The organism is Rhizobium sp. BR 314, from assembly GCF_047445805.1.
Classification (GTDB): domain Bacteria; phylum Pseudomonadota; class Alphaproteobacteria; order Rhizobiales; family Rhizobiaceae; genus Rhizobium; species Rhizobium lusitanum_B.
In genome coordinates, this window is sequence record NZ_JARWLA010000009.1 from 40,980 (window position 1) to 54,857 (window position 13,878).

13 protein-coding genes are annotated in these 13,878 nt (G+C 58.5%); all 13 read right to left on the bottom strand.

The genetic code is table 11. From position 1 onward, the window contains the following. Position 1: 1 nt before the first annotated feature. Positions 2-820 (bottom strand): acyl-ACP--UDP-N-acetylglucosamine O-acyltransferase, encoded by an 819-nt coding sequence (gene lpxA / locus QD461_RS14250; protein WP_414088343.1) that lies wholly within the window; start codon positions 818-820, stop codon positions 2-4. Continuing rightward, positions 817-1,290 carry a 3-hydroxyacyl-ACP dehydratase FabZ gene (gene fabZ, locus QD461_RS14255; protein WP_184708490.1) on the bottom strand — a complete coding sequence of 158 codons (474 nt, stop codon included), beginning with the start codon at positions 1,288-1,290 and terminating at the stop codon, positions 817-819. Before fabZ ends, lpxA begins: the two co-directional genes overlap by 4 nt. Beyond that, a complete protein-coding gene (lpxD, locus tag QD461_RS14260; RefSeq protein WP_414088344.1) occupies positions 1,283-2,350 on the bottom strand; it encodes a UDP-3-O-(3-hydroxymyristoyl)glucosamine N-acyltransferase in 1,068 nt (355 codons plus the stop codon). The genes fabZ and lpxD overlap by 8 nt, the downstream gene beginning before the upstream one ends. Positions 2,351-2,401: 51 nt before the next feature. Continuing rightward, positions 2,402-4,735, bottom strand: a complete 2,334-nt coding sequence (bamA, locus tag QD461_RS14265; protein WP_414088345.1) for an outer membrane protein assembly factor BamA — start codon at positions 4,733-4,735, stop codon at positions 2,402-2,404. A 202-nt stretch (positions 4,736-4,937) separates the two neighbouring features. Beyond that, positions 4,938-6,611, bottom strand: a complete 1,674-nt coding sequence (gene rseP, locus QD461_RS14270; protein WP_414088346.1) for an RIP metalloprotease RseP — start codon at positions 6,609-6,611, stop codon at positions 4,938-4,940. A gap of 121 nt (positions 6,612-6,732) precedes the next feature. Further along, on the bottom strand, positions 6,733-7,566 hold the full coding sequence (locus QD461_RS14275; protein ID WP_414088347.1) for a phosphatidate cytidylyltransferase: 834 nt from the start codon (positions 7,564-7,566) through the stop codon (positions 6,733-6,735). Further along, the gene (locus QD461_RS14280) at positions 7,566-8,312 is read right to left on the bottom strand and encodes an isoprenyl transferase (protein ID WP_184708501.1); all 747 of its coding nucleotides are present in this window, start codon (positions 8,310-8,312) and stop codon (positions 7,566-7,568) included. The genes QD461_RS14275 and QD461_RS14280 overlap by 1 nt, the downstream gene beginning before the upstream one ends. 106 nt (positions 8,313-8,418) lie before the next feature. Further along, complete coding sequence (gene frr, locus QD461_RS14285) at positions 8,419-8,979, bottom strand: ribosome recycling factor (RefSeq protein WP_184708503.1); 561 nt, start codon at positions 8,977-8,979, stop codon at positions 8,419-8,421. Between the two features lie 55 nt (positions 8,980-9,034). Next, positions 9,035-9,754: a UMP kinase gene (gene pyrH, locus QD461_RS14290; protein ID WP_414088348.1), complete on the bottom strand. Its 720-nt coding sequence runs from the start codon at positions 9,752-9,754 to the stop codon at positions 9,035-9,037. Positions 9,755-9,889: 135 nt separating this feature from the next. After that, positions 9,890-10,816, bottom strand: a complete 927-nt coding sequence (gene tsf, locus QD461_RS14295; RefSeq protein ID WP_184708507.1) for a translation elongation factor Ts — start codon at positions 10,814-10,816, stop codon at positions 9,890-9,892. A gap of 376 nt (positions 10,817-11,192) precedes the next feature. Beyond that, positions 11,193-11,960, bottom strand: a complete 768-nt coding sequence (gene rpsB, locus QD461_RS14300) for a 30S ribosomal protein S2 (protein ID WP_184708509.1) — start codon at positions 11,958-11,960, stop codon at positions 11,193-11,195. Between the two features lie 188 nt (positions 11,961-12,148). Continuing rightward, a complete protein-coding gene (locus tag QD461_RS14305; protein ID WP_414088349.1) occupies positions 12,149-13,255 on the bottom strand; it encodes a hypothetical protein in 1,107 nt (368 codons plus the stop codon). Next, positions 13,255-13,872: a 5-bromo-4-chloroindolyl phosphate hydrolysis family protein gene (locus QD461_RS14310; RefSeq protein WP_414088350.1), complete on the bottom strand. Its 618-nt coding sequence runs from the start codon at positions 13,870-13,872 to the stop codon at positions 13,255-13,257. Before QD461_RS14310 ends, QD461_RS14305 begins: the two co-directional genes overlap by 1 nt. Positions 13,873-13,878 lie beyond the last annotated feature (6 nt).

Below are 13,878 nucleotides of genomic sequence, written 5' to 3' on the forward strand. Positions count from 1 at the left end.
GTCAGCTCTTACCGCGATTGGGGGACGACAATGCCCGATCGCTATCGGCTGCGATGAAATCGAGGATCTCGACCACTTCCTTGCAGTCGGCATATTCCTCACGGATAGCCGCGGCATTGTCCCGGATAGAGCCTTCGCCTTCGAAGATGCTCTTATAGGCGCGCCGAACACGATGGATGACCGCACGATCGATGCCGGCGCGCGTCATGCCGACGATATTGAGACCTGAAAGCACGCCCGGATTTCCGTTGAGCATACCGTATGGAATGACATCGTAGCTGGCAGCAGAAAGCCCGCCAACGAATGCCTGCCGGCCGATGCGGGTAAACTGATGCACCGCGCAGCCGCCGCCCAGAATAGCGCGGTCCTCAACGACCACATGTCCCGCGAGCATGACGTTGTTCGACATGATGACATTGTTGCCGACGCGGCAATCATGCGCCACATGCGAATTCGCCAGGAACAGATTGTTGTTGCCAACGATCGTCTTGCCGCCGAAATCGGCCGTGCCGGTATTCATCGTCACGCCTTCGCGGATGGTGCAGTTTTCACCGACATCCAGCGTCGTCTCTTCGCCGCCATGGTGAACGCTCTGCGGATCACCGCCGACAACGGCCATCGGAAATATTTTCGTTCCCTTGCCGATCGTCGTGCGGCCGCTCACAACGGCATTCGTCAGCAGGTGAACATTGTCATGCAGCACGACCTTGGGGCCGACATGGCAGAAAGGCCCGACGACGACATTCTCGCCGATGACCGCACCATCCTCAACGACCGCGAGCTTATGGATGCGCGCGCTTTTTGCGATGCTGCTGCTCATGCCTCTTTCTGATCCTTCCGTACGATCATGGCCCCGATATCCGCTTCGGCTACCAGGTTACCATCGACCTTGGCATCGCAGTGGAATTTCCAGATCGTCCCGCGTTGCTTCAGCTTAACCACATGAAACTCAACACGATCACCCGGAACAACCGGCTTGCGGAAACGGGCATTATCGATCGTCATGAAGTAGACGAGGTTTCCGCCGATTCCGTCTTTCTTTGCGCAGATTGCGCCGGCCGTCTGAGCCATGCCTTCAATCAGCAGCACCCCCGGCATGATCGGCGTCTCCGGGAAGTGTCCGGTAAACTGCGGCTCGTTTGCCGTTACGTTCTTGATGCCGATTGCGGAATTATCGCTATCGATCTCGATGATCTTGTCGACCATCAGGAAAGGATAGCGATGCGGCAACAGCTTCATTATTTCCAGAACATCGGCCGACGATAACGACGTCTTGGCTTCCTCAGTCATGCTCCGAACTCCCGTCCTTCTTGTCCCTGGCTCCTGACCGCTTCGCGATCTCCGCCGATTCTCTTAGAAAATCCCAAAGCGGCCGCGCTGGAAGACCAGCATAGCGCTCGCCGGCCGGAATACTATTCATAACGCCGCTCTTGGCGCCGATCTGCACGCCGTCGCCGATGTGGATGTGACCATTCAGACCCGCCTGTCCACCGATCTGCACGCCATCGCCGATCACCGTGCTGCCGGCGATACCGACTTGGCTCACGATAGCACAATGGCGGCCGATGCGGACGTTATGTCCGATCTGCACCTGGTTGTCGATCTTGGTGCCCTCGCCGATCACGGTGTCATCCATCGTGCCGCGGTCGATCGTTGTATTGGCGCCGATCTCGACATTGTCCTGAATGATGACACGGCCGATCTGCACGATCTTGATCATGCCGCGCGGCCCCGGCGCATAGCCGAAGCCGTCCTGGCCGATGCGTGTGCCGTTATGGATGATGACGCCGTTGCCGAGATAGGCGCAGAGCACGCTCGCGCCGCCGCCGATGCTGCAATTGCGGCCGATCTTCACGCCAGGTCCGATAAGTGCATTGGCGCCGATATAGGTTCCCTCGCCGATTTCAGCTCCAGCACCGATGACTGCGCCAGGCTCGACGCCTATGTTCGCCTCGAGCCTTGCCGACGGATCAATGACCGCAGCCGGTGAAATCGTTCCAGAGCTCGATGTAAACGTGATCGGCTGCATAGCCTGCGGATGCAACAAAGCACCGACAAGCGCGAAATCCGTGTGCGGCTTCCGGGACAAAATAACCGGGATATGGTCCGGAACGAAAGACCTCAGTGCTGGCAGGCAAATAATCGCCGAAGCCTTGCATGTCTCAAGTTCGACACGATTCTTCCGAGAAAGGATATAGCATATATCGCCTTCACCTGCCCGGTAGACAGGAGCGATAGACCTGATGACGACCTCCGCAGAGGCCGTATCATCAAGCTCCGCCCCAAGATGCTCAGCCAACTGTTTCAAGTTGACACCACCATGGGGCGGGAAAAAACCAGTATGTTCCATAAGCACCAGCTCCAGAACGGTGTTCAAGCCCGCAGTTCTGGACTGCCGATATCAGAACTGGTTAGCGATGCCAAACCGGAAATTCTGAACCTTGTCGTAGCTTTCCTTGGCGACAGGCACCGCGTAGTCGACACGGATGACACCAAACGGCGAAGACCAGATAAGACCAGCACCGAGCGATGCACGAAGCGAACTGTCGTTGTTCAGCGTATCGCCAAAGAGGTTCGCCTTATTGCCGTAGAGCGTACCAGCATCGGCGAAAGCCGCGATGCGCAGACCGATATCCTGCGGGACGCCCGGCATCGGCATGCTCGCTTCAGCCGAAGCGGTGAAGTAGGTCGTACCACCGAGCGGATCGCCGTGCGACGAGCGCGGACCGATACCAGCATTCTCGAAACCACGGATTTCGCGACCACCGAGGGTGAACTGGTCGAAGACGTTCAGCTTTCCATCGGTCGGCATGACGTAACCGGCGCCAACCGTGAACGAACCGATGATATCGGCTTCGTCGCTGATCATCTGATAGTAACGAGCCTTGCCGCTCAGCTTGTAGAAGTTCGAATCGCCGCCGAGGCCTGCAAATTCATGCGTGAACTTGGCGATAATACCTTCACGCGGCAGATTCTGATCGTCCAACGTGTTGTAGGTAAAGGTCTGCGACACAGTCGACTGGGTCCACGGACCGTCGTTGACAAGATTCAGATACGGAGCCGAAAGATTGTTCTGCCAATCGTTCGTGCCATCGTATGTCAGGCGCTTGTAGTTGTAACGCAGGGTCGTCGCCAGGTTCTCGGTGATCGGCGCGGTGACGCGCAGCGAGAAGCCTTCTTCCGAGTAGTCGTAGAAATCGTCGCTCGAAGTCTGGTTCTTGAAGACGTCAAAACCTGCAGCCAGACGATAACCGAGGAAATAAGGCTCGGTGAAAGAGATGTTGTAGGTACGATTGCCTTCTGTACCGGCGCCTGCGGCGATACGGATGTACTGACCGCGACCAAGGAAGTTCTTTTCTTCGACCGAAGCCTCGAGCAGCAGACCGCCGTTATTACCAACAGCGTAGCCGGCACCGATACCGAACGAGCCGGTCGGCTGGTCTTCGACATTGACGATCACGACAACACGATCCGGAGCGCTGCCCTGTGCGGTCGAGATATCGACCTTCGTGAAGTAGCCGAGAGCATCCAGGCGACGCTTGGCGCGCGAGATCATTTCCTGATTGAACGCATCGCCTTCGTTCAGGTCGAACTCGCGACGGATGACGTAATCGCGCGTACGGGTGTTGCCGCGGATTTCGATGCGCTCGACATAGGCGCGCTCGCCCTGGTCGACGAGATATTCGATACCGATCGTGTGACCCGTCAGATCGCGGTTACCGCGCGGCGTGATGCGAGCGAACGGATAACCGGCAGAGGCCACGCGCTTGGAAATGTTCTCGATCGAGGTCTGAATGTCCTTGGCGCTGTAGACGGACCCCTTCTGGGTTACGACAAGACCCTTCAGTTCGTCGGCATTGATGCCCTCAACCGTCGAAACGACGTTGATATCGCCGTAGGTATAGCGCGGACCTTCGTCGACGTTGAAGTTCAGCGTGTATTCGTTGTTCTGCTCGTTCAGCGTCGCATCGGCGCTGACGACGCGGAAGTCGGCATAACCATGATTGTAGTAGAACTGACGCAGCGTATCCTGGTCGGCCTGCTGACGCTCAGGGCTGTAGACGTCCTTACGGGTCAGGAAGGAGAGGAAGTTGCTCTTCTTCGTGCTGATGACCGATGCAAGACGGCCGCTGCTGTAAGCCTGGTTGCCAGAGAAGTTGATCTTGTCGATCTTGGTGCGATCACCTTCATTGATGACGAAGGCCACGTTGAGCCGGCCCTGCGCGACCTGTGCGGTCTGCGTCGTCACCTGGACATCGTTACGACCGATGGAGGCGTAAGCGTCCTTGATGGTCTTGATGTCGGCCTGAACGGTTGCTTCGTTGTAGGGACCGGCAGCATGCGTCTGGACGATGCCTTGCAGCTTGTCGTCCTTGATCTTGCGGTTGCCGTTGAAGACCACAGCGTTGATGAGCTGGTTTTCCTTGACCGAAACGATCAGAGTGCTGCCCGAAACGCTGACGTGAACATCAGAGAAATATCCGGTGGCATACAGCTGCTTCACCGATGCATCAATGTCGCCCGGAGAGAAGCTCTTGCCAGGCTTGATCGTGATATTATCACGGACAGCCGTCGCTCCGATGCGCTCCGCACCACGAACATCGACCCGCTGAATCACAGCGGCTTCCGCGACTGAGGCAGAGGCAAGTGTGACAACACCAGCGCCCGACGCAACAACACCAGCAGACAGCGCTACCGCCGACACTGCGTTCAATAATCTTGAACCAGCCTTCATTTTCACTTCTTACCTTTTTTTCAGTCGTCCCCAGCCCCGAGCGAACCCGATTCCGGCCACGTGTGTCGTTTTACCCGCTTTTGACATACAAGCAAGGGAGCAAGTTAATTTCCGTTTACTTCATTTCAAAGCGTGACCCATTCGCCACTACAGCTTTGAAACATCGTAAATAAATCGTAATTTTCCCTCTCGCTTTGCCCCTCTAGCCTAGCCGGGAACTAATATCGTTCCATGTCGCAAACACCATGAGTGAGAGCACCATCGCAAATCCAATCCGGAAGGCGATATCCTGAGCCCGTGCACCCAAAGGTTTTCCCCTTACGGCTTCAATCGCATAGAACATCAAGTGCCCGCCATCAAGTACCGGCACGGGCATCAAATTTAATAACCCTATTGAAACAGAAAGTATGGCGGCAAATTGCAACACCGCGGAGAAGCCCAGGGTTGCCATTTGACCGGACATTTGCGCAACCCTGATGGGGCCACCTAGCTGATCGGCCTTCATATAGCCGCCGATGACGTTGCCGAGATAATCAAAAGTACCGGAAACGATGTTGACGGTCTGCTTGACGCCCTCGCCGATCGCCTGGAGCGGCCCATAGGACTGATAACGTAGCTTGGGCGGCTTCTGGCCGTCCGTGATGCCGATGCTGGCGATCTTCGCTGACGCACCGAACACATCGAGTTCCTCCGACACCTTCGGCGTCACCGAGACGTCGCGTGTCTGGCCATTGCGTTCGACGGACAGCGAAACGGGCTTGTCGGCGTGAGCTGCTGCATAGCGCTGTACTTCGCCGACAGAGCCGACCGCACGTCCATCCACAGAAAGAATGCGATCGCCGAGTTCCAGTCCGACGGACGCGGCCGGGCTATTGGATGCAATCGACCCGATCAGCGGATCGATCGGCCCGATGCCGATGCTGCCGACATCCCTCTTGTTGCCGGAGGCATCGGTGTCGGTCACGGTCTTGGGAACAACCGGGAAATCGCGCATCTGGCCATTGCGCTGCATCGTCAGCACAACGTTCTTGCCAGGACGATCGCTGACGTAGCGGCCAATGTCGTAATAGGTGGCAACATTGTTGCCATCGATGGCAATCAGCCGATCCCCAGCCAGTATGCCTGCCTTTGCGGCCGGCCCGGCGGGCTCGACTACCGTCACCACAGGATCGATGAGCGCGATGCCGATGCGGCCCATCTCCATCTTGTTGCCGAATTGATCTGTGTCTTCGACTAGTTTCGGCACGATCTGGAAATCGCGCTTCTGGCCATCGCGCTCGACCGTCAGAGCGATCGTGCGCCCCGGGCGCAGACTGACGTAGCGCTGCACCTCGTCGAAAGTGGTCACGTTGACGCCGTCGATAGCCACAAGCCGATCGCCGGGCTTTATGCCGGCTTCCGCGGCCGCGCCGTCGCGCGTCACCATGGCAACGACGGGATCGGCTGCCGTGCGGCCATAAACACTGAAGAGGACGGCGAAGATTGCAATGGCGAGAATGAAATTCGCAATCGGCCCCGCGGCAACGGTCGCCGCTCTTTTCCAGAGCTTGGCACCGGCAAAGGATTGCGCGCGCTCCTCTTCGGTCATGGCCGAGAGCTGATCGACGTCGACCTTGCTGGAGGCATCTTCGTCGCCGAAGAAGCGCACATAGCCGCCGAGCGGAATGAGCGAAAGCTTCCAGCGTGTACCGTGCTTGTCAGTGAAGCCGGCAATCTCCGGGCCGAAGCCGATCGAGAAGGCCATGATGCGAATGCCGGACCAGCGGCCAACGAGATAGTGGCCCATTTCGTGCACGAAAACGAGCAGCGACAAGACAAAAACAAACGTGATGACGTTGTTTGTCAAAAAACCGATGAAGCCTGCCGCGCTACCCATGCAACGATCCTGTTCGTGTGAGAGCCGTTCGGTTTCACTGAAACCTGAACCGCTCCATCTTTCTGTTTTCGCAATTCCGTGCGGAAAACCGCTGCGCACTTTCCCTGGAATTGCTTTGGTATCAGACCCCGAGCAGAACGCCGCCCAATGACAAGGTCTCGCCGCTCATTGTCAGCGATATTACGATAGCCAACAAAAACGCTGCAAAACAAGCAAAAATTAGTCCATCGACCCGATCCATGACGCCGCCATGCCCGGGAATAAGGTGACTCGAATCTTTTACATTGAAGCGACGCTTCATAAAGGACTCGAACAGGTCGCCGACCTGACTGCAAACGGACAGCACCAGCGCAAGCATGGGAATCCGCAGGTCATCGGCAGAAAAATAGCTCCAGACGATCGCGGTTCCGGCGATGACGGCCGCAACGGCGCCGCCGATCGCGCCCGACCAAGTCTTGCCCGGCGATATGCGTGGCGCAAGCTTCGGACCGCCGATCGCGCGACCGACGAAATAGGCGAAGATATCGGTTGCCCAAACGGTCGCGAAGATGAACAGCATCAATATGAAACCGCGAAGATCCTCGTCACGTATCTCGGCAAGGGCGATCGCGGTCAGGCCGGAATAGAGTATGCCACCGGGCAGCCACCAGCTCTTTTGCCGAAGGGCGACCATGATCGCCGAGACGACGACAAAGGCGGCCAGAACCTCCATGGAGTAGACCGATTCGCCCGTCACTGTCGCACCGGCGATCAGGACCAAACCGACCCAGCCAAGCGCATTTCCCTTCGGATCGCTTCCGTGCAGATCCGATATGGTCGACCATTCATAATAGACGAGCAGGCTGATTGCGGCGGCCAAAAGCCGGAAACTGAGGCCGCCATGCCATGTGGCGGCAAGAACGATCGCGGCAAGGATGATGCCGGAGATGATACGCAGCCTCAGTTCGCGGCTCATCAGGACCCCACGGCCGCCGCCGGCTTGGCGGAAAGACCGCCAAAGCGCCGGTCGCGCGCGGCATATTTCTCCAGCGCTGCAAAGAAGAGGTCACGGCTGAAATCAGGCCAGAATTCCGGCATGAACATGAATTCCGAATAGGCGGCCTGCCAAAGCAGGAAGTTCGACAGGCGCTCCTCGCCACTCGTGCGGATAATCAGGTCCGGATCGGGAATTCCGGCCGTATCCAGGCGTGCGTCGACCAGTTCCGGACTGATGTCCTGCGGGCGAAGCCGTCCCGCCTCCACATCCCTCGCCAGGCTCGCAAAGGCACGCACAATTTCGTCGCGCGAGCCGTAATTGAAAGCGATGACCAGCGTCAGAGCCGTATTGTTCCTGGTGGTCTCCTCGGCTTCGAGCAGCAGTGGCAGGATATCGCCGCGCAGATTGCTGCGATCGCCGATGACGCGGATCCGCACATTCTGGCGATGAAGCTCGGCGAGGTCCCGCCGGATGAATGCCTTCAGCAGGCCGAGGAGATCGCTCACCTCGGTCTCCGGGCGACGCCAGTTCTCAGAAGAAAAGGCAAAAAGCGTCAGATATTTGATGCCGATATCACCGGCTGCCCGCACCGTTTCCCGAACCGCCTCCACGCCCTTGCGGTGGCCCATGGTGCGCGGCAGGCCGCGCGCGTTGGCCCAACGCCCGTTGCCGTCCATGATGATGGCAACGTGTTCGGGTACGACAGAGAACGTAGGAGCTGACATTTGGATCCGGTTTCGTTCGGCAGAAGATGCTCTGGCCTCGTAATCTAGGGCGCTGTCGCCGCTTTCAAATGTTTTCGGACAGAAAGCGACGCGTCCCAGGCTACGATCAGACGTGCATGATTTCCTTTTCTTTATCGGCTAGCAAGCGGTCGATCTCGGAAATCGTCTCATCCGTCATCTTCTGCACACGCTCGGATAGTGAGCGGCTCTCGTCCTGGCCGATTACGCCATCCTTTTCAGCCTTCTTGAGGCCATCCATGCCGTCGCGGCGCACGTGACGAATCGCGACCTTTGCCTTCTCGGCATATTCATGGGCGACTTTCACCAGCGAACGGCGGCGCTCTTCGTTGAGTTCCGGCAATGGAATACGCAGGTTCTGGCCGTCGACGATGGGGTTGAGGCCGAGATTGGACTCGCGGATGGAGCGCTCGACGGCGCCGACCATCGACTTGTCCCAGACCGATACGGTCAGCATGCGGGGTTCCGGCACGGTGATGTTGGCAACCTGGTTCAGCGGCATGCGCGAGCCATAGGCTTCGATCGTGACCGGATCCAGAATATTGGCGGATGCGCGCCCGGTGCGCAACGAGGCGATGTCGCTCTTGAATGCCGCAATGGCGCCGTCCATGCGACGCTTCAGTTCCTTGAGATCGGTGGCTTCACTCATGTCTATGCTCCCCTGTAACAAGGCGGCACCGGGTTTACCCGACGCCACAGGAATGTCAGTTGTCTGATACGATGGTCTTGCGGCCGCCGCCGGTCAAGATTTCGGCGAACCCGCCCTTCTCGTGGATGGAGAAGACGATGATCGGAATTGCGTTTTCTCGAGCGAGCGCGACGGCGGCGATATCCATGACAGCCAGCCCCTTCTCGAGCACCTGACTGTGAGTCAGATGGTCGAAGCGCTCCGCATCGGGGAATTTCTTCGGATCGGCCGAGTAGATGCCGTCAACCTGCGTACCCTTGAAGATGGCCTGCGCGCCCATTTCGGCAGCGCGCAATGCAGCGGCCGAATCGGTGGTGAAGAATGGGTTGCCGGTGCCGCCGGCGAAGATCACTACGCGGCCAAGCGAAAGGTGATAGAGCGTGGCGCGCTGCGAAAAGCTCTCGCAGATCTCAGGCATAGAAATGGCCGAAAGCACCACCGTCTCGATGTCGAGCTTGCGCAGCGAGGTTGCCAGCGCCAGCGCATTGATGACGGTGCCGAGCATTCCCATATGGTCGCCTGTCACACGGTCGCCACCCTTCGAGGCCACCGCAACGCCGCGGAAAATATTGCCGCCGCCAACCACGACACCGACCTCGACCCCCATGGCGCGTGCTTCGGCGATATCGGACGCAATCCGGTCCGCAACGGTGACGTCGATACCAAAACCCTGACTGCCCATCAGAGCTTCACCGGAGGCCTTGAGCAACACGCGCTTGTAGATCGGCTGGGACATGGTAGCTCCTTGAAGTGATCACCGGGGAATGATTGTGAATGCCGGATACACGAAGGGCACCGCGTTGTCACGCGATGCCCTGATGTTTTCCCTGATATGGTTTCACCAAACCGGGATATGTCTTCTTTTTGCTAATCAGCCCTTGGCGACAGCAGCAACTTCGGCGGCGAAGTCGGTTTCTTCCTTTTCGACGCCTTCGCCGAGGAGCAGACGGGCCATGCCGACGACTTCGATCGGGGCGCCAGCGGTCTTTTCAGCTTCCTTGATGGCAGCAGCAACCGTCAGGTCCGGATTGATGACGAAAGCCTGCGAGAGAAGAGCGACTTCTTCGAAGAACTTGCGCATGCGGCCTTCAACCATCTTTTCGATGATGGCTTCTGGCTTGCCGGATTCGCGGGACTGCTCGATGAAGACGTTGCGCTCGCGCTCGGCGACTGCAGCATCTACTTCTTCGGCGCGGATCGCCAGCGGGTTGGTAGCAGCAATGTGCATGGCAACCTGGCGGCCGATCGAGGTCAGAACGGCCTTGTCGCCGACGGACTTCAGGGCGACCAGAACGCCGAGCTTGCCGATGCCGTCGCCGGCAGCATTGTGGATGTAGGTCGCGACAACGCCGTGCTCGACTTCGAGCTTGGCCGCACGACGGAGCGTCATGTTTTCGCCGATGGTTGCGATCGCGTCCTTGATGGTGTCGGCGACCGGCTTGCCGGATGCCGGGTAGGTCGCAGCCGAGATGGCTTCGACCGTGCCGTCGGTGGACAGAGCTACTTCGGCGACGCCGCGAGCGAGGTCCTGGAAGGCATCGTTACGGGCAACGAAGTCGGTTTCGGAATTGAGCTCGACGACAACGGCCTTGTGACCGGCGCCGGCAATGGCGACCAGGCCTTCAGCGGCGGTGCGGCCGGACTTCTTGTCGGCCTTGGAGATGCCCTTGGCGCGCAGCCAGTCGATCGCTGCTTCGATATCGCCGTTGGTTTCGGTCAGCGCCTTCTTGCAGTCCATCATGCCTGCGCCAGACTTTTCGCGCAGTTCCTTCACCAGTGCAGCCGTAATCTCGGTCATAAGCTTCCTCTTGTGGGTTCATGTGGTGCGGCATGCGGTTTGCGACCGAAGCGCACCGATTTGAGGGACGAAATGTACCCTTAAGTATGACAGCGTTATGAAGCAGCGTCATACTGTGGAATTCTTGATTGGAACAAGCCTGGATTTACCGCCTACAGCGCCGCGCGTCACAAGTGACGCGCAAAGGTCGCTGCAACACTTTAAATCTACTGCATAATTTCTCCCTCAAATCGTTTCCGATTTAAGGAATTACGCAAGAGGCAAGGCGTTATCCAAAACGCGATAAGGCCGCTCGAACTTATTTAAGTCGCAAACGGCCTTATCCCGGATGTCATTGCGCTTGGGCGGACAGTCCACTGCCCGCCTCCAGGCGCGATCAGGCTTCGGTGCCGTCCGCCAGGGTCGGCTCGATCGGGGCTTCCTCGGAAGCGCCGAGGTCACGGCCGGATGCACCCTGCTGGCGAGCGATGCCGTCGATGGCAGCGCGCGAGATCAGGTCGCAGTAGAGAGCGATGGCGCGCGAGGCGTCGTCGTTGCCCGGGATCGGATAGTCGATCAGGTCCGGATCGCAGTTCGAGTCGATGATGGCAACGACCGGGATGCCGAGGCGCTTGGCTTCGTCGATCGCGATCTTTTCCTTGTTGGTGTCGATAATGAACATCAGGTCCGGCGTGCCGCCCATGTCCTTGATACCGCCGAGGGCCTTGTCGAGCTTTTCGCGTTCGCGCTCGAGGTTCAGACGCTCCTTCTTGGTGAAGCCCTGGGCTTCGCCGGAGAGGATTTCATCGAGCTTGCGCAGACGCTGGATCGAGTTGGAGATCGTCTTCCAGTTGGTCATCATGCCGCCGAGCCAGCGAGCGTTGACGTAGTACTGAGCCGAGCGCTTTGCGCTGTCGGCGATCAGTTCGGACGCCTGACGCTTGGTGCCGACGAACAGAACGCGACCACCACGAGCAACGGTATCGCTGACAACCTGCAGAGCACGGTTCAGCATCGGAACCGTCTGAGCGAGGTCGATGATGTGGATGTTGTTACGATCGCCGAAAATGTAAGGCTTCATCTTCGGGTTCCAGCGGTGCGTCTGGTGACCGAAGTGAACACCAGCTTCCAGAAGCTGGCGCATAGAAAAATCAGGCAATGCCATGCCTTTGTCTCCTTTACCGGTTGAACCTCCGCAAGGCGAACAGCATCCTCTTCGAGAATGCCACCGGGCGGAACGATCCGGATTTCTCCCGGACAATCCCATGCCTTACGTGTGGAATGCGGGTGCCCTTACATTCGATTCGCGTGGAATGCAAGGCTTTGGCAGCGAAAAATAACCGTACCCTGCCCTCAGGTAGCCAGTTTATCGAGTAGCGCCAGCATGACATTGGCATCCGGCATAGGCAAGACAGCATCGATTTCCGCCGGCAGCAAGCCGGCAATCGCGCTGTCCGCGTCGCCGGTTACGGTTCCCAGCGGTCCGCGAAAGCCGTGCTTGGTCGAGGCGAGCTCCTGCAATCGCGGGCTGATCAGCGCGTCGATCATCCGGTCGACCTGTTCATCGATGGCAATGAGCGGATGGGAGGAATAAACAGTCGGATGCGGATAAAGCACGACGGGCTTCGCTCCATTACTAGCCTGGATTCTCTTCCATCGCTGCGGATCGGCGAGAATCCATTCCACCAACTGATTCTCATAGCCGACAATCATCGGCTCGCCACCGATACCGCCCGCGAGATATTGCTCGAAGAGCTTGCCCGATGACGACGCCTTGAAGCCCATGTTGCGGAAGATGGCCTGCGCCTTGTCGCCGAACTGGAAAAGACTGGCGGCACTCGCGACATTGCCGCTCAGAAGACTTAGCACCAGTCCGGCAAACATGAAGCCTGAATTGGAACGATTGGGATCGGTGGAAACGATCCTCGACTGCCCATAGAGTGCTCCGACGCCGAGCTTTGACCAGCTCGCACCGGACAGCACCGCATCCAGCAGCGCCTTCAGATCGAGCTGATGCTGCCCCTGCGATGTCGTCGTGACAAGCCCGGCCTTGGTCAACCCATCGACAACGGGCTGCCAGGAATAGACAACAACGGGTGTGTTCAGAATAACGCGGTCGTTGCGGATCTTGATGCCGTTCTGTCGGGCGATATCGACCATGATCGAGGATGAAGGCCACAGAAACGACGGCGTCTGTGAGAGCAGCGCCTGCTCGCGCACCATTTCGACAGAACCGGCGACACGGTTATTGATCTCAAGCCCGTGGCCGTGCAGCGCCGAAATCACATCCTGATCGGCGAGGAATGCTTCCTTCTCGCCGCCGATGAAGCCGAACAGCTTGGTGCGGTTGCCAAGCAGTCCCTGCAGTTCCGGTCGACCCTTGACGGCGAAATAGCCGCCGGTTCCGGCAACGCCGGCAGCAAGAAGCCCTACTCCGAAGGCGCGGCGGGAAATGGCCATCAGCGTCCTATATCCTCTTTGAGCGATGCCTGTATAAGGCGCAACTCGGTATCAAGCGTATCGAGCCTGTCGTCGATCAGGCTGTCGGAATAGTGCACGAATGCATCTTCAAGTTTGGTCAGAACCAGCTCGACCTCCCGGAGGCGAGCGGTGTCCGGCTGGCGCTTCGCCTCGATCGCGGCAAACCCTTCCGCTACCTCGGCGGCACGCGGCAGGTAATAGCTGAGGAAACGCCGGACCGTGCCGGCGCTTTCCGGATTGGCCTCCACCTTGGCAAACACATCGGTGGCAATCTCCGCCAGATGACGCACCCGTTTTGCCGTCTCCTTGCTAGAGATCTGGCTGGCCGAAGCCTCCAGTCTTTGCGCGGCCGGTGCCGCCGCGCTCAGCAGATCACGGGCGAAATCCAGACGTCCCCTGCCGATCGCCTTCGCATCCAGACCTTCGAACATGCGCTTTGGCGCCAGAACGAAGATGAGGCCGACGAAAACCAGGAAGCCGATGATGGCGGCGATCCAGACCGGCATACCGGCCAGGAAGCTCAGCGCAGGAACCACAACCGCGGCGGCAAGCCCCGCCACGATCCAATTCCCGTCATTGCTAAACCAGTTCCGCATTATTGT